Below are 21,727 nucleotides of genomic sequence, written 5' to 3' on the forward strand. Positions count from 1 at the left end.
AGGGCGTCACGGAGCGGCACTCTCAGTCGCCGTCGGGGCCCGCCGGGATGACTGACGGCTCCACGGGGCGGCATTCTCAGTCGCCGTCGGGGCCCGCCGGGATGACTGAGGGGTCCACGGGGCGGCATTCTCAGTCGCCGTCAGGACCGGCCGGGATGACTCAGGGCGCCGCGGAACGACACGGTACGGAGGGGCTCAGGCCCGGGACCGAGGGTCTGGGGCCCGGTGTCGACGAGGGGTTCATCGGCAGTCACCGGACGGAGCGGTCGGCGATCTCGGAGGAGGACCGGATGTCGCAGGAGGACCGGATGCCCGACAACGGTCTCGGTGCGCCGTCCCCCGGCGAGGTCACCGGACGCGAGACCGGGGGCACCGAGTCCCCGGGAGCGGACAGCTGGCCGGCGCCGCCCGGCGGTGGGACCGCCCCCGCCCCCTCCGGCACCGGTGCGCCGCTGCTGGCCCGGGAGGAGACCGAGCGCTGGGAGGAGCGGATGCACCGCGTTGCCGCCGACTTCGTGGACCAGCCCCGGCAGGCCGTGGAACAGGCCGACCGGGCACTGGAGGAGATCGCCGCGCGGTTCAGCGAGGCCGTGACCCGGCGCCGCCGCACCCTGCGGATGTCCTGGGAGAGCACCGAGGAGCGCGGACCGGGCGCGGAGACCGACACCGAACAACTCCGGCTCGCCCTGCGCGACTACCGGGACCTGGCCGGGCGCCTGCTACACAGCTGACCCCGGCACGTCCCCCGTGGCGGCAGCCCTGCGCTGCCGCCACTCGCGTACGACCTCCTCCACGTCGTACGGCTTCTTCCCCAGCGGCGGACCGGGCGGCGGCTTGAACATCATGTCCCGGATCCGGACGTTCACCTCTTCGATGATCTTCCGGACGATCCGCTCCGAGGGCGCCGCGTACGCCGCCGCGAGTGCGTCCTCCGCCTCCTTGCGCAGCGCGAGCGAGGGCGGCAGCACGGCCAGCCCCTCACGCACCATCTTCCGCTTGACCCACCACAGTTCGTCGTACGTGGAGTCGACCTCCGCGGGCAGTGGCTCCCCCGCACCCGGCAGCCGGTCGAACTCCCCGCGCCGCTGCGCGTCACGGATCTGCTTGTCCACCCAGGACTCGAACGGCACCCCCGGTGGCTTTCGCTCGGTCATGAGCCCATTGTGCCGGACGCAACCCTGCCGGGCGTTTTATCATGCGGCGGCGGTACGGCAATCCGCCCACCGTACAAGGACGTTTTCAGGGGGAGCGCACGTGCTCGAACTCACCATGGCCACCGTCTCCGGGGCGGACGAGGGTGCCACGGCCGGGATGACGATGGCCGAGGCGCCCAGCGAGCCCGGCGCCGTGCTGCGGGTCGGCCGTGACGCCGCGGTGTGCCGGCTGGTCACCCCCGAGGACTGGCTGTTCGTCTCCCGCGTCCACCTGGAGTTCCGGTGCGGCCCGGACGGCGGCTGGCAGCTGACCTGGCTGCGCGGCTCACAGCCGGACCCGGCGTCCGAGGTCCGGCTCACCGTCGGGGAGTACGCGCAGCCCGTCGGCTACGGTGCGACCGTACCGCTGCCGCACGGCGGGTCCGGCGAGATCGTCGTCCAGGACCGCACCGCGCCACGCAGTGTCAACGTCGGCTTCTACCACGAACTCTGAGCCCCGCCCGGCTCCCGGTTCAGCCCAGCACGCGGGCCACGGCAAAGCCGTCGTAGCCCTTGCCGCCGACGGTCTGGAGCGCCGTGCCGCTCAGCCGCGGATGGCCGGCGATCAGCTCGATCGCGGCCCGGGTGCCGACCACGTCCGGCTCGGTGCTGCCCGGGTCGATCACCCGGCCGCCGCGCACCACGTTGTCCACGACGATCAGGCTGCCCGCCCGGGTGAGCCGGAGCGCCCACTCCACGTAGTGCTCGTTGTTGGCCTTGTCCGCGTCGATGAAGACCAGGTCGAAGGGGGCCGGATTCTCGTCGGCGAGCTTGGGCAGCGACTCCAGGGCCGGCCCCACCCGCACCTCCGTGATCCGGTCCAGGCCCGCGCGGGCGATGTTCCGGGTGGCGACGTCGGCGTGCTTGGCGCTGTACTCCAGCGAGATGAGTCTGCCGTCCTCGGGCAGGGCACGGGCCAGCCAGATCGTGCTGTACCCGCCGAGCGTGCCGATCTCCAGGATGTGCCGGGCGCCCTGCACCTGGGCGAGCAGTTGGAGGAACTTGCCCTGCGCGGCCGTGACCGCGATCGGGGGCAGACCGGCGGCCTCGCTGTCCCGCAGGGCGGCCCGCAGCGCCTCGTCGTCCGGTGAGAGGTGGCTGATGAAGTAGTCGTCTACGTCGTCCCAGAGCTGCGACCCGCTCATAGCGCCTGCTGCCTTTCCCGAGTGTCTTCCGGAGGCTGTTCCGCCCGGCCCGCTTCGATGATCTCAGCCGAGCGGCGCGGGCGGGGAGACCGGCGACGGCGGAGTCACCGGCCGTCGGGAGTGCCGTACGACGATCAGCGCGGCCGCCGCGACGACGGCGGCCAGTGTGCCGCCCACCGTCAGCGACCAGGCCGGGATGCCGGCGACCCGGCGCAGCTCGTCCTCGTAGATCACCTGCTGGACCGGTGTGTCGGCGGCGGCCCGGCGCAGTTCGTGGTCGCCGGAGATCCGGGCGGGATCCGGGAAGCTCTGGGTGAGCGCGGTCAGGTACGGGGTGCGGGCGGCCAGCTTCCCCAGGGCGCCCTGCCGTACGCCCACCCGGCCCGCGAAGAGCACGTCGGGCCGGGTGCCGCCGATCGTCGTACGGGTCTCCATGCGGTGTGCGGCGAGGACGTACAGGCCGAGCGACTGCGGGGTGGTGGCCAGCCGGGACAGGCGCATCGGGTAGACCGGGCGGTCGGCGGCGAAGGTGAGGTGCAGCGGGTCGAGGGCGCCGCTCAGCGGGGTGCCGTGGGTGCGCGGGGCGAGGCGGACGGCGACGTACTCCCAGTGCCGGTCGACGTACGGCTGGAGGGCGGTCTTCAGCCGGGCGGGCAGCGAGAAGCCGTGCTCGTGCAGCCAGTCGGCCAGGGCGGCCGGGTCGGTGGCGGTCAGCCGGGCCACGTCGAAGGGGCCGAGCCGCTGGCGGCCGACGACGCCGACGCCCGCGCCGTCGACGCCGGCACCGGGGGCCGGGGCCCCGGCGGCCATGTCGTGGTCGTCGAAGGGCCAGTCGCCGTTGTGCGGCCAGAAGTGGTACCGGGTGCGGTGGACCGGGGCGACGGCCTCGGTCAGCTGGTCGAAGAGGGCGGGGTCGCCGAGGCGGACGGTGGCCCGGTGCGGGACCGGCATGATCCAGGCGGCGTGCGGGGCGCTGCCGCCGACGGTCAGCCGCATCACGATCTGCTCCTGCCGGCCGTCCCAGCGGAGCACCGACTGCTCGCTGGAGACGGCGATCCGGGTGGCCGGGTCCGGGACCATGGCCCCACACCCACAGGCATAGGCCGGGGCCATCAGCCAACCGATCTGGACGCCGAGCAGGGCGAGGAGGACGGTGAGTATCCGCGCACGTTTCACGGGGCTGGAGACGGTGCCGACGGGAGAACGGTTCCTGGTGGGGGGTGTGGGGTGCGTGCAGGTGCCGGTGCCGCTACGAGCGCCCCGAAGGGGCGCGGGGAACTGCGCGATCAGCCCCCACGCACCCGCACCCGGCACACGACCGGCCCCCCACGGCGCCTACCGGCTCTCCACAGACGGTGCGGAACCCGGCAGCGGACGCCCCGCGCACTCCGACATCCTCCACACCGCGACGCCGCCCACGACAGCCGCGGCCATCATGTAATACGCGGGCATCATCATGTTCCCCGTCGCCCCGATCAGCGCCGTCACCACCAGCGGAGTCGTACCGCCGAACAGGGACACGGACACGTTGAAGCCGATGGACAGGGAGCCGTAGCGGACCCGGGTCGGGAAGAGCGCGGGCAGCGCGGCCGGCATGGCCGCCGTGAAGCAGACCAGCAGCAGACCCAGCGCGCCCATGCCCAGACCCACGGCGAGCAGACTGCCCTCGCGGATCAGCAGCAGCGCCGGGATGGACAGGAACAGGAAGCCCGCACAGCCCACCGCGATCACCGGACGCCGGCCGACCCGGTCGGTCAGCGCGCCCGCGAACGGCTGGACGATCATCATCAGGGCCATCACCCCGAGCACGACCAGCAGACCGTGCGTCTCGTCGTACTTCAGCTCACTGGTGAGGTAGCTCGGCATGTACGACAGCAGCATGTAGTCGGTGACGTTGAAGACCAGCACCAGGCCCATGCACAGCAGCAGGGACTTCCACTGGCCCGAGATCATCTCGCGCAGCGGCACCTTCGGCCGGGCAGCCTCCGCCTTCTCGACCTCGGCGGCGAACGCCGGGGTCTCCTCCAGCTTCATCCGCAGGTACAGGCCGATGATGCCCATCGGACCGGCGATCAGGAACGGGATCCGCCAGCCCCAGGACGTGAGGTCGTCCGAGGACAGCAGGGCCGTCATGACCGTGACCAGACCCGCGCCGCCGATGTAACCGGCCAGCGTGCCGAACTCCAGCCAGCTGCCGAAGAAGCCGCGCCTCTTGTCCGGCGCGTACTCGGCGATGAACGTGGACGCGCCCGCGTACTCGCCGCCGGTGGAGAAGCCCTGCACCAGCCGGGCGGCCAGCAGCAGGAGCGGCGCGCCGACGCCGATCGTCGCGTACGACGGGATCAGGCCGATCGCGAACGTGCCCGCCGCCATCATGATCATGGTGAGGGCGAGGACCTTCTGCCGGCCCACGCGGTCGCCGAGCGGGCCGAAGACCATGCCGCCGAGCGGGCGGACCAGGAAGGCCGCGGCGAAGGCGCCGAACGTCGAGAGCAGCTGCGCGGTGGGGTTGCCGGACGGGAAGAAGACCTTGCCCAGAGTGACCGCGATGTAGCTGTAGACACCGAAGTCGAACCACTCCATCGCGTTGCCGAGCGCCGCCGCCTTCACGGCGCGCTTGACGAGCGCGGGGTCGGTGACGGTGACGTCGTGGGCCTTGGTGGCCCGCCGGGTCTTCTGATGCGGGAGAACGGCTGTGGCGGTCGCCAAAACGGGGCTCGCCTACCTTTCGACGGGGACAGGGACGGACCCGGACGGCGGCGATGACGTACGACGGGGCCGAAAAACGACCATAGGGGCACTTCGGCCCCTTACGTGTCGTATGCACTTAAGTGCAGAGTGCAGCAAAAACGCGCTTACGCAGGTACGTCTGCCCGCTCACACTGCGCCATTCCTGCTGCTCAGTGTGATCCTTCTCGCGCCTCCGCCGCGCAACCCGGCGCGGCCCGGACTATCGCCTTTCGGACAAAGCGTGGACGGACGTCAGGTGAATCGGGGTTTGCCGACGTCCTCCCCCCGGGGTCTGCGAGCCTCGTACGAGGCCGTGGAGGGACACCGGCGCGCAGGCGGCGCGCGGGACGACCGGGGCGGGAGGCCGACGAAGCGTGGCGAACGTGGAGCACAGCGGACGACCGGCGGAGGCTCTCGGCGGGGCGGACGCCGGAGCACGGCTGCGCGCCGTCCGGCTCGCCCTGTGGGCGGTGGCCGCCCTCCTCGCCGCCCGGCAGCTGGCCGCCGTCCTGACCACCCCGAGCGGCGAGCGCCTCACCGACCTGGAGACCTGGGTCGGCCCCGAAGGCGTCCTGCACGTCAACGGATCGATCTACGACTCGACCCGGTTCACCGGCACCCCCTTCGCCGGCCTGGTCCTCAAGCCACTCACCCGCTCGGCGGAAGCCGCCCTCGGCTGGGCCTGGACCTTCGGCAGCCTGCTGCTGGTCGTCACCCTCGGCCTGGTCGCCGCCCGCGCGCTGCCCCAGCCGGTCGGCCGGCGCACCTCCCTGCTGGCCGCACCGGTCGCCGTCAGCCTCCTCATGCTGTCGCTGCCGGTCCGCAACGCCCTGTGGCTCGGCCAGACCAGCATCATCCCGGTGCTGCTCGTCCTGCTCGGCTGCTTCGCCGTACGCGGGGAACGCATGAGCGGTGTGTGCATGGGCCTGGCCGCCGCGCTCCAGCCGACCGTGCTGCTCTTCACCCCGCTGCTGTGGTTCACCGGCCGCCGCCGGGGCGCGCTCACCACGGCCGGCACCTTCGCCGCCTGCACCGCGCTCGCCTGGGCGGCCCTGCCGCACGACTCGCACACCTACTGGGTGCACCACATGGCCGGCGTGGGCCTCGGCGGCAAGGCCGACGCCCTCGCCAACCAGTCCCTGCACGGCGCCCTGCTGCGCCTGGGCTTGAGCGGCCCGCTGGAAACAGCCCTCTTCCTGCTGCTCGGCGCCGCCGTCGCCGCACTCGCCCTGCGTCGCGCGGTCCGCTACGCCCACGACGGCCAACTCCTGCTCGCCGTGGCGATCACCGGCTGCGCCGCCGTCGCCGTCTCGCCCGCCACCTGGCAGCACCAGCTGCTGTGGGTGCTGCTCGCGGTGGTCGGCCGGGTCGGCAGGCGGGCCTCGGACCGGTACGTCTGGCCGGTCGCCGTCGTCCTCGTCACCACCCTCCCGGCGCAGACGATGCTGCCGCACATGGCGGTGGTGTACCCGCTGCGAGACAACCTCGTGCTGCTCGCGGCCCTGGCCGCCGCCACGTTCGTGCCCTTCCTGTCCCGGACCTCGCCGCACTACCAGATCCCGGTCGCCGCCGAGTACGCCCCGCCGGTGCCGGCCCGCTTCCGCCGCGTCCCGCTCCTGCCTTTCCTGCGCCGGGTCCTCACCCGCCCCAACCTGCTCCTGGAGCTGCTCCTCCTCCGCGTCACCTACGCGGCCTACCAGGAGGTACGGCTGGCCGCGACCGGCGGCAGCAACTCCGCGGGCCGGGCGACGGCCGAGCAGCACGGGCAACTGATCCTCGACGCCGAGCGTTTCCTGCACATCGACATCGAGCACGCGGTCAACCACGCCGTCGTGAAGATCGGCTGGCTGCGGGACTTCTTCGACTTCTACTACGAGTCCTTCCACTTCGTCGTCCCGCTGACCGTCCTCGGCGTCCTGTACTGGCGCCGCCCGGCCGACTACCGCTGGGCCCGCGCCTCCCTCGGCTTCGCCACCCTGCTCGCCCTGGCCGGCTTCTGGCTCTTCCCGCTGGCCCCGCCGCGCCTGATGCCCGCTCTCGGCATGATCGACACCGTGCACGGCGCCCAGGACTTCGCCCAGCCGGACTACGGCACCCTGACCGCGCTGACCAACCAGTACGCGGCGATGCCGTCCCTGCACTTCGGCTGGTCCCTGTGGTGCGGCGTCGTGATCGCGGTCGTCGCCCCCTGGTGGTGGATGAAGGCCCTCGGCCTGCTGCACCCCTTCTTCACCGTCTCGTCCATCGTCGCCACGGGCAATCACTGGGTGCTGGACGCGGTGGGCGGCGCGGCGGTCGTCGCCGCGGGCTTCGGGCTGTCGTACGTCTTCCAGGGGCCGCGCGCCCGGCTGGTCGCACGGGCGGCGGCCCAGGACAGCCGGGAGCCGGTCAAGGACACGGCTCCCGGCTGATCACTTCGCCGGCCTGGCCAGGCGTTCCTGGAGCCGGGAGTGCCTGAACTGGTACACGGGTCCGGTCACCCGCAGCAGGTTGTTCTCGTGGGCGTCCTTCAGGAACGCCAACAGGCGCACGGGGGTGCCCTGGCTGCGGGCGAGCCGTACGGCGGTGAGGGCGGTCGCGACGGCCAGGTTGGGCAGCACCCCGCACCGGACGGCCGGACCGATGCCGACCGTCACGCCGAAGGCGACGCCGGTCCGGAGCCCGGCGAGTTCTCCGCCCTGGGCGCCCCAGTACACGCCGATGGCCGCGCCGACCAGCAGACCCAGGGGCAGGCGCACCCGCAGGTGGTGACGCCAGACGTCGACCGGATCGATGACCCGGCTCGCCGCCGTCGGCGACGGCGGGAACTCCTCCGGCGGGATCTCGTACGGGAAGCGCACGTGCGGAGCGAGTATGGTCCGGCCGATCAGTGTGGCACCGCTGCCCTTGATCAGCGCGGGACCGAGACCGAACGGGACGGCGGCCAGAACGGCCCACCACAGAGGGGCCGGACTGCCGAGGAACCACCGGGTGCCCTCCAGCAGGACGACCGCGCTGACATAGGAGGCGGCACCCAGGGCGATCGCACCACGGGGGAACACGTCCCTCCAGCCTGCGCTGTGCAGCGGTTGAGGATGGTTGAGTTGCCGTTGGCGCAGGGCCACATCGACGGCGGCCCCGAGCACCACGCTCAGGGCCGCAGGGATTCTGAGGGCACTGCTCGCGGTCACCAGCATGTACACGGCAATGGCCAGGTAGATCGGCATGGTCAGCGACCAGGTGACCCACGCTCTGAACCGCTGGTGGCCCCAGGAGGGGAGCTGCCACCAGCACAGGTCGACCGTGTCCCGCTCGGTGAGCCGCGCGGCGATGTACCGGAGCGTCCGCTCCGCCTGTTCGGGGCTGTAGGCGGGTCTCTTGCGCCCCTTCCTCGGCGTGTACGCCCACCTGACCGCGTGATCGAGCAGACGGTTCTCGATGGCGGCGGCACTGCGCAGACGGAGGATCTCCGCCACCACCGAGGGGTCGAACCGCTGCTCGTACAGCAGGCTGATTGCCAGCGGCCCGGACAGTGCCTTCGCCAGCGGGCTCTTGCGTTCCCTGGCCAGTCGGCGGTCGAGTTCCCGCCAGGCGGGAGGCGGGTCGGGCATGTCGTTGAGCAGGTAGCCAACCGTGTCGCGGGGAGCGACCGGCTGGAGTTCCAGGGCGACGGCGTCGCTCAGCCGGGCCTGGTGAGCGTCGGCGATCTCCAGGGCCTCCACCGTCCGCGAGACCAGCAGGACGCGTACCGGCAGCGCCGCCAGCGCGGCGATCGCCTCGGCGCGCACCTCTTTGGCGACCTCGTCCAGGCCGTCCAGGAACAGCGCGACACGCCCGGTCTCCAGCAGCGCACGGACGTGTAACTGCTTGTACCGCCGGGAGACGACCCGGACCGCCCAGTCGACCGGCTTCTCCTCGTACGGGTCCCAGCCGTTCAGCGACAGCAGGACCGGCACGGGGAGACGTGCCGCGCCCTGCGGCGTCCTGGCCGCGGCCCGGGCTTCGAGCGCCCGCTTGAGCAGCAGCAGGACGGCGGCGGACTTGCCGGCCGCCTCCGGGCCGACCAGCAGGATCCGGCCGGAGGCGAGCCCGCCGTAGACCTCGTACAGCTCGCCGATCCCGCCCCCGGCCCGGATCCGCTCCTCCATGGCCGCCCGGAGCCCGGGGAGCGGGGGAAAGCGGGGTTCCGTCCCTTCGGCGGTGGCCGCGGCGACCCGGCAGGTGAGGCTCTCCCTGCTGACCTCCCAGCGAAGAGGCAGCGGCGCCGGTGTCAGGAGGCGCCGCCGGTCCGCCTCCTGCACCGACCATTTCAGGAGTGATTTGGCCAGCTTGTCGGCCGCCTTGTCCAGGCGTGCCGGGGTGAGCGTGTAGCTGTTCTGGTACACCTCAACCCGGTTGTGATCACCGTTCTGGACGAACGCCGGACCATGGAACTCGCCGGTCATTCCGTGGTCCCCAGGTAGAAGACCTGGTGGTTGTGGTCGCCGTTCTGGAAGTAGGCGGGACCGCGGAACGTCTGGAACACCCGCTGCCCGCCGGAACCGCCGGCCGTTCCGTACTCCCGCGCGAGCGCCCGCACCTCTGCGGTCACCCGGCCCCGCTCGGCGGGTTCCAGGCCCCGCAGCATCTCGGCGAACTCCGCCGTCCACCTCCGGGTGTGCTCCGCGCGCACCCGCTCCCGCTCGTCCTCGCCCACGGCGGCGTCGACTACGGCGACGGTCTCCTCCAGGCCCGCCTCGACCTCCCTCTGCCGCTCCGTGTCGCCCCGGCCGAGGAGCCGGGCGAACCGGGTCATGCCGACGCCGTAGCCGTGGTTCACCGCTGCCGTGAGCACCGTGGTGCCGCAGAGCACCGCCAGTTCCGGGACAGCGTTCAGCCAGTCCATGTCCATGTGTGACCCCCCACTCAGATGCGGGTCTCCAGCCCGCATTCGAACCAGATGGTTTTGCCGCCGTCGCACCCCCGTGAAACGCCCCATTTGTCGACCACGGCCTCCACCAGGCTAAGCCCCCGTCCACTTTCCGTGTACGCGGGGGCACGGTCTGTTACGACAGGGAGTCGAGTGAAACCGTCGGACACCTCGGCTCGCACGCCCGCCGCCTGGCGCACCAGCAGCACCGTGCAGCGGCGGTCGGGCACGTGCCGGACGACGTTGGTCACCAGCTCGCTCACGCCCAGCTCGACGGCGAAGGTCAGCTCCTGCAGCTCCCATTCGTCCAGCAGCGAGCGGACGATCCGGCGGATGTGGCGTACCGAGTGCTCGCCGACCGTGAGCTGCATGCGGTACTGGGGAGTGTGGGGAATGTTGAGGTTCACAGGACGAGGCTGACGGCGGTTCACTACGCTCTGCTACAGGATGAACACAACGGGTCCGGGAGGGGACTTGTCATGGTGAACATCAACACCCTCGACCCGGGCGCCTCGCCGCTCGACTACTACGGCTTCGAGTTGCGCCGATGCCGGGAGGCGGCCGGGTTGACCCAGCGGCAACTGGGGGACATCGTCAACTACACGGGGTCGCTGATCGGCCAGGTGGAGACGGCGCGGAAGTTGCCGACGGTGGAGTTCAGCGAGCGCGTGGACGCGGCGCTGGGGACGGGTGGGTTACTGTCCCGGCTCGTTCCGCTGGTGATGCGTAGTCAACTTCCGGCGTGGTTCCAGCAGGTGGCTGAGCTGGAGGCAAGGGCCACCCAGATCAACACCTTCCACACGCACCTGTTTCATGGTCTGTTGCAGACCCGGCATACGCGCGTTCCGTGCTTGGCGCACTCGACCAGATCAGGCTCGACGACCGTACTGCCGCACGTATGGCTCGCCAGCTCATCTTCGAGAAGCAGGAGCCCCCGTTCTTCTGGGCAATCATCAGCGAGGGTGCGTTGCTTCAAGAGATCGGCGATAAGGACGTCATGCGTGAGCAGCTCGCACACCTACTGGGGTTCGAGGGCAACCCCCTGATCAACATCCAGATCCTGCCGTTCACGGCCGGGGCGCACGCGGGACTGCAAGGCTCGTTCGACCTCTACCACTTCGAGCACGACCCGGCCATCGTGTACACGGAGGGCTATGGCGGCAGCGGGCATCCAACCGCCGACCGAGGCACCGTCAAGAAGTGCTCACTCCGTTACGATCATCTCCAGGCTGCCGCACTGTCCCTCCGGGACTCGGTGAAGCTGATTCGGCGAGTGATGGAGGACCGCTATGGAGACCAACTGGCGTAAGTCCAGCTACAGCGGCGACGAGGGCGGCTCGTGCGTCGAATGCGCGCCGCTGGGCGGCCTGGCCTGGCGCAAGTCCTCGTACAGCAGTGACCAGGGCGGTGATTGCGTAGAGATCGCCTCCGCCCCCTGCGCCATCATCGCAGTCCGGGACTCCAAGACCCCGGCGGGCCCGATCCTCACCGTCGACCCCGCCGCGTTCACCACCTTCGTCTCCTGGACGTCGGCTACAGCCGCTGAATGATCGTCCCGGTCGCCAGCCCACCGCCCGCGCACATGGTGATCAGCGCGAACTCCTTGTCCGCGCGCTCCAGTTCGTGCAGGGCGGTGGTGATCAGGCGGGCGCCCGTCGCGCCGACCGGATGACCCAGGGCGATCGCACCGCCGTTGACGTTGACCTTCCCCAGGTCCTGCTCGAAGACCCGGGCCCAGCTCAACACCACTGACGCGAATGCCTCGTTGATCTCGACCAGGTCGATGTCCTTCAGCGACATGCCCGCCTTGCCCAGTACGGCGTTCGTGGCGTCGATGGGGCCGTCGAGGTGGAAGTGCGGGTCGGCGCCCACCAGGGCCTGTGCCACGATCCGAGCCCTCGGCTTCAGTTTCAGGGCGCGGGCCATGCGCTTGGACGCCCACATGAGCGCGGCCGCGCCGTCCGAGATCTGGGAGGAGTTGCCGGCCGTGTGTACCGCCGTCGGCATCACCGGCTTGAGGCCCGCCAGCGCCTCCATGGACGTGTCGCGCAGGCCCTCGTCCTTGTCGACCAGTCGCCACATGCCCTGACCGGCGTGCTGCTCCTCCTCGGTGGTGGGCACCTGGACGGCGAAGGTTTCGCGCTTGAAGCGTTCCTCGGCCCAGGCGAGAGCCGCCCGCTCCTGGGAGCGCAGGCCCAGGGTGTCCACGTCCTCGCGGGAGAGCCCCCGGTGCCGGGCGATGCGCTCGGCGGCCTCGAACTGGTTGGGCAGGTCGACGTTCCACTCGTCGGGGAACGGCTTGCCGGGGCCGTGCTTGGAGCCGGAGCCGAGCGGGACGCGGGACATGGCCTCGACGCCGCAGCTGATGCCCACGTCGATCACGCCCGCCGCGATCATGTTGGCCACCATGTGCGATGCCTGCTGGGAGGAGCCGCACTGGGAGTCGACGGTCGTCGCGGCCGTCTCGTAGGGCAGGCCCATGGTCAGCCAGGCGGTGCGCGAGGGGTTCATGGACTGCTCGCCGGCGTGGGTCACCGTGCCGCCGACGATCTGCTCGACGGCGTCGGCGGGGATGCCGGTGCGGCCGAGGAGTTCACGGTAGGTCTCGCCCAGCAGGTAGGCGGGGTGCAGATTGGCGAGCGCGCCGCCGCGCTTGCCGATCGGGGTGCGGACGGCTTCGACGATCACGGGTTCGGCGGCCATGGGTGCGGGTCCTCTCCGAGAGGGCTCTCCTCCAGAACTAGTACGCGTTCTAGTTCTGCTCAGCAGTCTGCTGACGTGACGTCCATCACCGCAAGGGTCCTGCGCGTGCCGAGGTTGCGATCTGCACGACTTCCCTACGGATTGGGGCTGCCGTACCTCTTGCGACTTGTAGAACCCGTTACTACCGTCACGGCACCCGCTGATGGACCGTCAGATGGCTGGAGCCGCCGATGCCCTGTCCAGCGCTGCCCGACGGGTTCGACCTCACCGATCCCGATCTGCTGCACCACCGCGTGCCCCTGCCGGAGTTCGCGGAACTGCGCCGTACCGAACCGGTCCGCTGGATCCCGCAGCCGGGCAACGTCGCCGGCTTCCGGGACGAGGGCTACTGGGCCGTCACCCGGCATGCCGACGTCAGGTACGTCTCCACGCATCCGGAGCTGTTCTCCTCCTCCCTCAACACGGCGATCATCCGCTTCAACGAGCACATCGAGCGCGACACGATCGACGCGCAGCGGCTGATCCTGCTCAACATGGATCCACCGGAACATACGCGGGTGCGGCAGATAGTGCAGCGCGGGTTCACGCCACGCTCCATCCGCGCGCTGGAGGACCGGCTGCGCGCCCGCGCCGAGGCGATCGTCACCGCCGCCCGCGCCCGCTCCGGGCCCTTCGACTTCGTCACCGAGGTCGCCTGCGAACTGCCCCTCCAGGCCATCGCCGAGCTGATCGGCGTGCCGCAGGAGGACCGGTCCAAGATCTTCGACTGGTCCAACAAGATGATCGCCTACGACGACCCCGAGTACGCGATCACCGAGGAGGTCGGCGCCCAGTCGGCCGCCGAGATCATCGCGTACGCCATGAACATGGCCGCCGAGCGCAAGCGGTGCCCGTCCCGTGACATCGTGACGACCCTGGTGGCTGCGGAGGACGAGGGCAACCTGAACTCGGACGAGTTCGGCTTCTTCGTGCTCATGCTGGCGGTGGCCGGCAACGAGACCACCCGCAACGCCATCACCCACGGCATGCACGCGTTCCTCACCCACCCCGAACAGTGGGAGCTGTTCCGCCGCGAGCGGCCGGCCACCACGGCCGAGGAGATCGTCCGCTGGGCCACCCCGGTCAACGCCTTCCAGCGCACGGCGACCCAGGACACCGTGCTGGGCGGAGTGCAGATCAGGCAGGGCGACCGGGTCGGCCTGTTCTATGCCTCCGCCAATCACGATCCCGAGGTCTTCACCGACCCCGACACCTTCGACATCACCCGCGATCCCAACCCCCACCTGGGCTTCGGCGGAGGCGGTCCCCACTACTGCCTCGGCAAGTCCCTCGCGGTCCTGGAGATCGACCTGATCTTCAACGCAGTCGCCGACGCGATGCCCGGCCTGCACCTGGCCGAGGCCCCGCGCCGCCTGCGCTCGGCATGGATCAACGGGGTCAAGGAATTGCGGGTCAATGCGGGCTGACTTTCGGGGGCGGTGTTACTGATCGCCCCCTGTGGGACCGCTGTCCGAGCAATGATCCCGTACCTCTCCGGGACTGCTCCGGCCGGCCGAGTCACTCCCGGCCGGATGCCAGCACCGCCAGCACCGCCGACGTCAGCGCCGCGATCAGCAGGGGGATGCCCAGCCCGTGGTGCACGACCAGCCATGCCCCCAGGCAGGCTCCGCCCGCCATCGCGAGGACCGAGGCCGAGCGGCGTGGGGAACGGTGGCCCGTGGCGTCGCCGAGGCGGGATTCGGAGGCGAGGGCGGTCAGGGTCATCGTCAGGACCGTGGTCGTCAGATCGGGCACGCCCAGTTTGCGGACCGTCGCGTTGCGCAGCCCCATCGCGAAGGCCGTGAGGGCGATCAGGGCATAGCGGGTGCCGGTGGTGTCCGGCCAGGCGAAGGCGACCGCCGCCGACACGGCGACCAGCAGCGCCTCCGCCGCGAGGGTCAGCCGGGCCCACCGGCGGCGGGAGCCCTTGCCGTGGTGGACCGCCAGCCGCCCGCCCGCCACCGCGCCGAGCAGGAAGCAGACCAGGGAAGTGGCCGTGTGCGGGACGGAGAAGCCGGGGGCGCCGGCCGCGGCGAAGCCGAGGACGACCACGTTGCCGGTCATGTTGGCGGTGAAGACCCGGCCCAGGCCCAGATAGCTGACGGCGTCGATCAGCCCGCTGACCACGGTGAGCGCCAGCAGTACGGCCACCAGCCGCAGCCCGCGCGTCTCCGGGTCCCGCACCCCCGGTGGCGTCGGCGTACTCATTGTTCCTCCGCACGGAGATGTCCCCCGGCGCAGCCTGCGTCCGTCGGGTTCGGTACGTGGCGCAGGACACGCGGGCGGCGGGGAAAGCAGCCCGGTCGGTCCATCGGCAGGCCGGCACCGCACGCCCGGACATACGCGCGCACCCTCGCCGAGGGGAGGCGAGGGTGCGGGTATGGGGGCGGTGCCGCCGCTGGGTCAGCGGTGGCGCCGCTCAGTCACGGGTGGCTCAGTACCAGCCGTTGGCCTGCCAGAAGCTCCAGGCCTTCACCGGGCTGCCGTAGCGGGAGTTCATGTAGTCCAGGCCCCACTTGATCTGGGTGGCCGGGTTGGTCTTCCAGTCGGCGCCGGCGGAGGACATCTTCGAACCCGGCAGGGCCTGGACCAGGCCGTAGGCGCCGGAGGAGCTGTTGGTGGCGGCGGGGTTCCAGCCGCTCTCGTGCTCGACGATCTTGCTGAAGGCGTTGAACTGCGCGGCGTCCGGGATCATCTTGTGCGCGATCGCCTGGGCGGAGGAGGCCGAGGTGGTGGCGGCCTGGGCGGGCGCCGCGGTCAGAGCCATACCGGCGGTGGTGGCGGCCACGGCGGCGGCGGTGAGGGCCTTCTTCGGGGAAGCGATGCGGCGGATGAAGGAGACGGACACGGAGAACCTCTTGCGTCGGGGACAGTGGATCGCCCGCATGGGGAGGACCACGTGCTGTGGCCGCATGCGTCGGCGCCGCGGCCCGGGTGGGCTCGTGGCGCCTGGCGACGTCGTCCAGACAACCAGGCCCGGAAGCCGTCCGCAATGACCCCTTTTACTAGTTGTGGCCGGATGGGCGGAGAACGTCTGCTCTGTGACGTGGGTCGCAAACCGCAGGTCAGAAGGGGTGCAGCAGAGGGCGTATCGGACAAATTGGACTACGGCCCCGCGTCGTAGGTGACGTGCGTCATGTGGGGTGCTTCACCGCCTCGCTCACAGCGCGGATGCGGATCGTCACCCAGGGGGACCGTCGAATGTGACCGCGGTCTCGAAAGCGGCCCGCCGGGTGGCCCGGCGCAGCGCCCGCAGCACCGCCGGCCCGAGAACGAGCGTCAGCGCGACCGTGGACAGGGCCCGGCCCAGGTCCCAGCCGAGCGAGGTGGCCAGGCAGTACGCGCCGAAGCGGGCCAGGTTCGCGGCGACCGGGGCGTCGGCGTCGAAGGAGATGTTCGAGGCCGCCGTACCCAGGAAGGGCCAGCCGGCCAGGTTCATGAGCGTGCCGTAGGCGAAGGCCGCCAGGAAGCCGTACACGGCGAGCATCAGCAGTTCCGCACGGCCGCGCCACCGGACGGGGCCCGGCAGCAGGCCCGCGCCCATCGTGAACCAGCTCATCGCCAGCATCTGGAACGGCAGCCACGGCCCCACCCCGCCCGTGAGCAGCGCGGACGCGAACATGGTGACGGAGCCCAACGCGAAGCCGAAGCCGGGCCCGAGCACCCGCCCGCTGAGCACCATCAGGAAGAACATCGGCTCGATCCCGGCCGTGCCCGCGCCGATCGGCCGCAGCGCCGCCCCGGTCGCGGCCAGCACGCCCAGCATGGCCACCGCCTTCGGCCCGAGATCCGACTCCGAGATCGTCGCCGCCACCACCGCCACCACCAGCACCAGCAGCCCCGCGAACAGCCAGGGCGCGTCCTGGGCGTGGGCGCTCAGCCGGGAGGTGGGCGGAGCGAGGAAGGGCCAGCAGAAGGCGACCACCCCGACCGCGCCGGCCAGTGCCAGCGCGGCGAGGGAGCGGGGGCCGAGGCGGACGGCGTCAACCCGTGGGGCGCGGCTCATGCCAGCGCCTCCCGTACCTCGGCCACCGTCAGCCAGCGCTGCGGGGCCAGGATCTTCGTCACCTGCGGCGCGAAGGAGGGGGACGACACCACGATCTCGGCCGTCGGGCCGTCGGCGATCACCTCGCCCTCGGCGAGCAGCACCACCCGGTGGGCGATCTCGGCGGCCAGCTCCACATCGTGCGTGGCCATCACGATCGCGTGCCCCTCCGCCGCCAGGCCGCGCAGGACGGCGACCAGGCGGGCCTTGGCCGCGTAGTCCAGGCCGCGCGTCGGCTCGTCGAGGAGGAGCAGGGGCGGCCGGGCGGTCAGCACGACGGCCAGCGCGAGCGCGAGGCACTGGCCCTCGGAGAGGTCACGCGGGTGCGTGTCGTCCGGGATGCCGGGCAGCAGCTCCGACACCAGCGACCGGCAGGTGCCGGGTGTGGCGCCCGCGTCCTGGTCGGCCGCGCTGCATTCGGCGGCGACCGTGTCCGCGTACAGGAGGTCGCGGGGGTCCTGGGGGACCAGGCCGACGCGGCGGACGAGGTCCTTCGGTGCGGTGTGGTGGGGTACGGCACCGTCGACGTGGACCGTGCCGGTGGTGGGCGCGACCAGGCCGACGAGGGAGTTCAGGAGGGTGGACTTGCCGGCGCCGTTGCGGCCCATGAGTGCGATGGTCTCGCCTGCGGTGACGGTGAGGTCCACGTGGCGCAGGGCCTGGATGCGGTCGCGGCGGATGGAGAGGGAGCGGAGTTCGGCGATGTGGGTATGCGGGGGGTTCGGGATGGAGGCTGGGCGGCGCCGGAAAAGCCGCCGCCCATCCGGCAGCGGGCGGGACTGCGGCTCCCCGAGGGGCGCGGGGAACTGCGCGACCGGCCCCCGCGCACCCGCAGTCGACGTCGCACGGGTGTCCGCGGTTGCGCGTGCGGTCAGACGGTCTCGCAGTCCGGGGGCGCGGCGGCGGGCGTCTCGTACGGTCAGGGGGAGGGGGGACCAGCCGGCCAGCCGGCCGAGGGCGACCACCGGGGGGTACACCGGGGAGACGGCCATCACCTCGGCCGGGGTGCCGACGACCGGGGGTGTGCCGGGGGCGGGCAGGAGGACGACCCGGTCGGCGTACTGGATCACCCGCTCCAGACGGTGCTCGGCCAGCAGAACCGTCGTACCCAGGTCGTGCACCAGCCGCTGCAGCACGGCCAGCACCTCCTCCGCCGCGGCCGGATCCAGCGCCGAGGTCGGCTCGTCCAGGACCAGCACCTCGGGGTGCGGAGTGAGAACCGAGCCGATCGCGACCCGCTGCCGCTGCCCGCCGGAGAGGGTGGCGATCGGGCGGTCCCGCAGTCCGGCCAGGCCCAGCAGGTCGAGGGTCTCCTCCACCCGGCGCCGCATCACCTCCGGAGCGAGCCCCAACGACTCCATGCCGTAGGCGAGTTCGTCCTCCACGGTGTCCGTCACGAAGTGCGCGAGCGGATCCTGGCCCACCGTGCCCACGACGTCGGCGAGTTCCCGCGGCCGGTGGGTACGGGTGTCCCGGCCGGCCACCGTCACGCGTCCGCGCAGGGTGCCGCCGGTGAAGTGCGGGACCAGCCCGCTGACCGCGCCCAGCACGGTCGACTTGCCGACCCCGGACGGACCGGCGAGCAGCACCAGTTCACCCTCGGGCACCTCGAAGTCCACACCGGCGACGGTGGGTTCGGCCGCACCGTCGTACGTCACTCTGACATCCTCGAAGCGGATCACGGCTGCTCCCGGGGGACGGCGAAGGCGGGCAGGAGGGCGAGCAGGACGGCCGCGGCGGGCCAGAGCGGGAGGGTGGGGGCGACGAGGGGGACGACCCCGGGGTGCAGTGCCTGCGGGTCGCGGACGGAGGCGAGCGTGAGCAGCGCGGCCACCGCGGCACCCGAGCCCGCGACCAGCCAGGCGCGCAGGCTCCACGGGTCCGGCCGGTACCGGGTGCGCGGGGAACGCCGGCCGCCCAGCCGCAGCCCCGCGAGCGCGGCACCGACACCGGCGAGCAGCACGGGCACTCCGTACGTACCCCCTTCGGCCGTCAGCAGCCCGTACGTGCCCGCGCACACGCCGAGCAGGCCGCCGACGGTGAGGGCGGCCGTCGTACGGCGGACGGGGGCGGGGACCTCGGCGGTACGGCCGTAACCGCGGGACTCCATCGCGGCGGCGAGCGCGACCGAGCGCTCCAACGCGCCCTCCAGGACCGGCAGTCCGACCTGGAGCAGTCCGCGCAGGCCGCGGTCCGGCCGGCCGCGCAGTCGGCGCGCGGCGCGCAGCCGCTGCACGTCGGCGACGAGATGCGGGGCGAAGGTGAGCGCGACCACGACGGCCACGCCGGTCTCGTACAGCGCGCCGGGCAGGGACTTGAGCAGGCGGGTGGGGCTGGCGAGCGCGTTCGCCGCGCCGACGCAGATGAGGAGGGTGGCGAGCTTCAGGCCGTCGTAGGCGGCGAAGAGAACCGCCTCGGCGGTGACCCTGCCGCCCAGCCGGATGCCCTGCGCCCAGTGCGGGAGAGGGACTTCCGGGAGGGTGAGGAGTGTGTGCGTGCCGGGGATGGGGGAGCCGAGCGCCACCGCGAACAGGACGCGGATCAGGAGGACGGCGAGGGCGAGCCTGGCGAAGGCGGTGTAGGAGCGGGACCAGGGGGCGGGGGAGCGGTGGGTGGCCACGACGTAGGCGGAGGCGGCGATGAGGAGGGCGAGGAGGAGGGGGTTGGTGGTACGGGTGGCCGCCGTACCGAGACCGAGCGCCCACAGCCACCAGGCGCCGGGGTGCACGGTGGCCCGGTACCGGGCGGGGACAGGTGCGCTCACCCACGCCGGCGGGGTGCCCGAGCGACCCGAAGGGGCGCGGGGAACTGCGCGATCAGCCACGACGCACCCGCACGCGCACGACTGCCCGCCCTCACCCGGACGCATCGCGCCGTCGCCTGGCCTGCCACACCGCCGCGCCCGCCAGGAGGGCGACCACACCCGCGCCGATCGGCAGGCCCAGCGAAGGGCCACCGGAGTGCGACCCGCTCTTCTCCTTCGCGGCACCCCCGGCCGACACCTGCTCACCGCAGCCCTGCCCCGGATAGCCGGCGATCGCGCACAGCAGGGCGTTGGTGTCGTAGCGGAGCGGCTTGGCGACGGCGGCCAGCGCGTCCGCGCCGGTCGCCTCGGGGGACACCCGCGCGCACGCCGTACGGCGGGCCGGCGGCACCTCGCCGGACGGCGCGTCCGCGCGCGTACCGAAGTCGAGGACCAGAGCCACCCGCTTCGTCCCGGACTTGGCGGGCGTACCCGCACAGATGGTGTCGAAGTCCGCCGTACCGCGCGGCCGGTTCGCGTCCGCGGAGTCCGCGCTCACCGCGAACCGGAAGCCCTGGACCGCGCCGTCGTCGGGGCGGACGGACGACGGGCCCTGGGTGGCGTACGTCCAGTGGCCGCCGTCGCGCTCCCAGAAGGACCAGTAGCGGTAGCCGGTGGCGCCGGCCCGCCCGGCGGAGCCGAGGAGCAGCAGCGCGGCGACGAGCGCCGGTACGGCACGGCGGACGGCGGTCACGGCCGGCGCTTCTTCCGGCCGCTGAGCAGGAAGCCGATGCCGATGCCGGCGACGAGACCGACGCCGACGATCCACCAGACGCCGGTGCCGGAGTCCTCGGAGTCCTCCTCGTCCGACGCCGGCTTGTGCGCGGCGGAGTCCATCTGCGGTGCCGGGCCCAGGGCGTTGAGGGAGCGGACCAGGCTGGTGCCGTTGAAGTCGCCCGGCTGCTCACCGAGCGCGTGCGCGGCGAGGATCAGCTGGGCGTAGGCGGCCGGGCCGCTCTGTGTCGCCCACGGCCCGGCGTTCTTCTCCAGCCAGGCGTACGCCTTCTTCGCCGGCTCGGTCCGGCCGTTCGCGGCGAGTGCGACGACGGCGTCGGCGGTGTTGCCGAAGTCGGGCTGGTCCTTGGCGCCGGGCAGGGCGGACCGGAGGTGGCCGGTCTTCGCGACGGCCGCCGCCAGGTACGCGCCGGCGTTGTCGGCGACCTGCTCCCGGGTGAGGTGGTCGGCCTGGGCGCAGGCGTCCTGTGCCGGTGCCTTGCCGGTCTCCGCCACGAAGCCCTTGCCGAGCGTGCCGAGCAGGCCGGCCGCCGTCGCGTCGGCGTTGGCGAGCAGCTTGCCCTTCTTGTCGGGCTGGTAGGCGAGGGCGCCGCCGCCGTCCTGGTCGCAGGGGATGGACCGCGAGGCGAGCAGGTCGTAGGGGGTCTTGCTGCCGGTGTGCACCTGCGCGGGGTCCTGGCCGACCGCGGCGAACGCGCCGATGACGACGCCGGTGGAGTTGGTGTCGCTCGGTCCGCCCGGCGCGTACGCCCAGCCGCCGTCCTTGTTCTGTGCGTTCGTCAGCCAGACCAGGGCCTTGCGGACCTCCTTGCCGTGCCCGCCGACCGCCTGCAGCGCCTGGACGGCGGCGGCCGTGCTGTTGGTGTCCGGCATGACCTTGCTGTCGCAGTCCTTGGCCGGGGTGGCGCGGAACGCGGCGAATCCGCCGTTGTCACACTGCTGTCCGACCAGCCAGTCGACCGCCGAGGCGGCCGGCCGGTAGCCGAGCGTCCGCTGGGCGAGCAGGGTCAGCGACTGCCGCCACACACCGTCGTACTTCGGGTCCCCCTTGCCGTAGAGCCCGGACGGGGCCGTCACCTTCGGAGCCGGTGCGGACGGGGACGGGTCGGCGGCCGTGGCGGGCGCGGCGGCGGCCAGCACGCCTATGGCGGCGAGAGCCGCGGCACTGCGGCGGACGTTCATGGTCGGCGACTGCCTCTCCTGCGGGGAACCGGCAGCGCACGGGACCACCCCGGGCGGCTCGGCTCCGTAAACCTCGACGGTGCCGTGCGCGGCGAGCCGCCGACGCACGCGAGCCGGTCAACCTCCCGCCCGGGGCGGTCCGGCTCACCGCGTCTGGGCGGCTCACGGATCGGGGTATCCCCTGTTCGAACGAAGTCGAGAACTCAGGAAAGCACCAGCGCCCACATTGCACCGGCTTCCCCCCGTACGGGTGTGATGACGACC

At 72.1% G+C, this 21,727-nt stretch carries 20 protein-coding genes and 1 pseudogene; 6 read left to right on the forward strand and 15 right to left on the reverse strand.

What is annotated here, in order from left to right:
• Window positions 1-290 precede the first annotated feature (290 nt).
• Window positions 291-731 (forward strand): hypothetical protein, encoded by a 441-nt coding sequence (locus tag ACZ7DL_RS11470; protein ID WP_470773406.1) that lies wholly within the window; start codon window positions 291-293, stop codon window positions 729-731.
• Here ACZ7DL_RS11470 and ACZ7DL_RS11475 read toward each other — a convergent pair.
• The gene (locus ACZ7DL_RS11475) at window positions 720-1,154 is read right to left on the reverse strand and encodes a DnaJ family domain-containing protein (RefSeq protein WP_470773408.1); all 435 of its coding nucleotides are present in this window, start codon (window positions 1,152-1,154) and stop codon (window positions 720-722) included. The two genes, ACZ7DL_RS11470 and ACZ7DL_RS11475, sit on opposite strands and share 12 nt — an antisense overlap.
• Before the next feature lie 100 nt (window positions 1,155-1,254).
• Between ACZ7DL_RS11475 and ACZ7DL_RS11480 the strand changes: the two genes are divergently transcribed.
• Window positions 1,255-1,647, forward strand: coding sequence for an FHA domain-containing protein (locus ACZ7DL_RS11480; protein WP_470773410.1), 393 nt, complete (start codon window positions 1,255-1,257; stop codon window positions 1,645-1,647).
• A 19-nt stretch (window positions 1,648-1,666) separates the two neighbouring features.
• Here the strand turns inward: ACZ7DL_RS11480 and ACZ7DL_RS11485 are convergent, their stop codons facing one another.
• The 3 genes from ACZ7DL_RS11485 to proP all read right to left on the reverse strand — a co-directional run bounded on the left by ACZ7DL_RS11485 (window position 1,667) and on the right by proP (window position 5,047).
• On the reverse strand, window positions 1,667-2,338 hold the full coding sequence (locus tag ACZ7DL_RS11485) for an O-methyltransferase (protein WP_470773412.1): 672 nt from the start codon (window positions 2,336-2,338) through the stop codon (window positions 1,667-1,669).
• 63 nt (window positions 2,339-2,401) lie between these two features.
• A complete protein-coding gene (locus ACZ7DL_RS11490; protein WP_470773414.1) occupies window positions 2,402-3,514 on the reverse strand; it encodes a DUF2330 domain-containing protein in 1,113 nt (370 codons plus the stop codon).
• A gap of 159 nt (window positions 3,515-3,673) precedes the next feature.
• The gene (gene proP, locus ACZ7DL_RS11495) at window positions 3,674-5,047 is read right to left on the reverse strand and encodes a glycine betaine/L-proline transporter ProP (RefSeq protein ID WP_470773416.1); all 1,374 of its coding nucleotides are present in this window, start codon (window positions 5,045-5,047) and stop codon (window positions 3,674-3,676) included.
• Window positions 5,048-5,442: 395 nt separating this feature from the next.
• Here proP and ACZ7DL_RS11500 point away from each other — a divergent pair, with 395 nt between their 5' ends.
• On the forward strand, window positions 5,443-7,479 hold the full coding sequence (locus tag ACZ7DL_RS11500) for a bifunctional glycosyltransferase 87/phosphatase PAP2 family protein (RefSeq protein WP_470773418.1): 2,037 nt from the start codon (window positions 5,443-5,445) through the stop codon (window positions 7,477-7,479).
• Here ACZ7DL_RS11500 and ACZ7DL_RS11505 read toward each other — a convergent pair whose 3' ends face one another.
• From ACZ7DL_RS11505 to ACZ7DL_RS11515, 3 genes are read right to left on the reverse strand one after another with little or no spacing between them, the layout of a single operon-like run.
• Entirely contained in the window at window positions 7,480-9,492 is a 2,013-nt protein-coding gene (locus ACZ7DL_RS11505; protein ID WP_470773420.1) for an NACHT domain-containing protein, read from the reverse strand. It lies immediately after the preceding gene.
• Window positions 9,489-9,938, reverse strand: coding sequence for a hypothetical protein (locus ACZ7DL_RS11510; RefSeq protein WP_470773422.1), 450 nt, complete (start codon window positions 9,936-9,938; stop codon window positions 9,489-9,491). Before ACZ7DL_RS11510 ends, ACZ7DL_RS11505 begins: the two co-directional genes overlap by 4 nt.
• Window positions 9,939-9,952: 14 nt before the next feature.
• Window positions 9,953-10,327, reverse strand: coding sequence for an ATP-binding protein (locus ACZ7DL_RS11515; protein WP_470773424.1), 375 nt, complete (start codon window positions 10,325-10,327; stop codon window positions 9,953-9,955).
• Window positions 10,328-10,435: 108 nt separating this feature from the next.
• Here ACZ7DL_RS11515 and ACZ7DL_RS11520 point away from each other — a divergent pair.
• Window positions 10,436-11,265 (forward strand): annotated as a pseudogene (locus ACZ7DL_RS11520) (helix-turn-helix domain-containing protein).
• Window positions 11,246-11,506, forward strand: a complete 261-nt coding sequence (locus ACZ7DL_RS11525) for a DUF397 domain-containing protein (RefSeq protein WP_470773426.1) — start codon at window positions 11,246-11,248, stop codon at window positions 11,504-11,506. Before ACZ7DL_RS11520 ends, ACZ7DL_RS11525 begins: the two are co-directional and overlap by 20 nt.
• Here ACZ7DL_RS11525 and ACZ7DL_RS11530 read toward each other — a convergent pair.
• Window positions 11,490-12,659, reverse strand: a complete 1,170-nt coding sequence (locus ACZ7DL_RS11530) for a steroid 3-ketoacyl-CoA thiolase (RefSeq protein WP_470773428.1) — start codon at window positions 12,657-12,659, stop codon at window positions 11,490-11,492. The two genes, ACZ7DL_RS11525 and ACZ7DL_RS11530, sit on opposite strands and share 17 nt — an antisense overlap.
• 230 nt (window positions 12,660-12,889) lie before the next feature.
• Between ACZ7DL_RS11530 and ACZ7DL_RS11535 the strand changes: the two genes are divergently transcribed.
• On the forward strand, window positions 12,890-14,125 hold the full coding sequence (locus ACZ7DL_RS11535; protein ID WP_470773431.1) for a cytochrome P450: 1,236 nt from the start codon (window positions 12,890-12,892) through the stop codon (window positions 14,123-14,125).
• 91 nt (window positions 14,126-14,216) lie between these two features.
• Here the strand turns inward: ACZ7DL_RS11535 and ACZ7DL_RS11540 are convergent, their stop codons facing one another.
• The 7 genes from ACZ7DL_RS11540 to ACZ7DL_RS11570 all read right to left on the reverse strand — a co-directional run bounded on the left by ACZ7DL_RS11540 (window position 14,217) and on the right by ACZ7DL_RS11570 (window position 21,463).
• Window positions 14,217-14,906 (reverse strand): YoaK family protein, encoded by a 690-nt coding sequence (locus ACZ7DL_RS11540; protein ID WP_470773432.1) that lies wholly within the window; start codon window positions 14,904-14,906, stop codon window positions 14,217-14,219.
• A gap of 226 nt (window positions 14,907-15,132) precedes the next feature.
• Window positions 15,133-15,546: an aggregation-promoting factor C-terminal-like domain-containing protein gene (locus ACZ7DL_RS11545; RefSeq protein ID WP_470773434.1), complete on the reverse strand. Its 414-nt coding sequence runs from the start codon at window positions 15,544-15,546 to the stop codon at window positions 15,133-15,135.
• A 333-nt stretch (window positions 15,547-15,879) separates the two neighbouring features.
• Window positions 15,880-16,704 (reverse strand): ECF transporter S component, encoded by an 825-nt coding sequence (locus ACZ7DL_RS11550; RefSeq protein WP_470773436.1) that lies wholly within the window; start codon window positions 16,702-16,704, stop codon window positions 15,880-15,882.
• Window positions 16,701-18,425 (reverse strand): ABC transporter ATP-binding protein, encoded by a 1,725-nt coding sequence (locus ACZ7DL_RS11555; protein ID WP_470773437.1) that lies wholly within the window; start codon window positions 18,423-18,425, stop codon window positions 16,701-16,703. The genes ACZ7DL_RS11550 and ACZ7DL_RS11555 overlap by 4 nt, the downstream gene beginning before the upstream one ends.
• Complete coding sequence (locus ACZ7DL_RS11560; RefSeq protein ID WP_470773439.1) at window positions 18,422-19,612, reverse strand: energy-coupling factor transporter transmembrane component T; 1,191 nt, start codon at window positions 19,610-19,612, stop codon at window positions 18,422-18,424. Before ACZ7DL_RS11560 ends, ACZ7DL_RS11555 begins: the two co-directional genes overlap by 4 nt.
• A complete protein-coding gene (locus ACZ7DL_RS11565; protein WP_470773441.1) occupies window positions 19,599-20,240 on the reverse strand; it encodes an SCO2322 family protein in 642 nt (213 codons plus the stop codon). The genes ACZ7DL_RS11560 and ACZ7DL_RS11565 overlap by 14 nt, the downstream gene beginning before the upstream one ends.
• On the reverse strand, window positions 20,237-21,463 hold the full coding sequence (locus ACZ7DL_RS11570) for a prenyltransferase/squalene oxidase repeat-containing protein (RefSeq protein ID WP_470773442.1): 1,227 nt from the start codon (window positions 21,461-21,463) through the stop codon (window positions 20,237-20,239). The genes ACZ7DL_RS11565 and ACZ7DL_RS11570 overlap by 4 nt, the downstream gene beginning before the upstream one ends.
• Between the last annotated feature and the right edge of the window lie 264 nt (window positions 21,464-21,727).

This window comes from Streptomyces sp. NPDC036984, assembly GCF_055607665.1.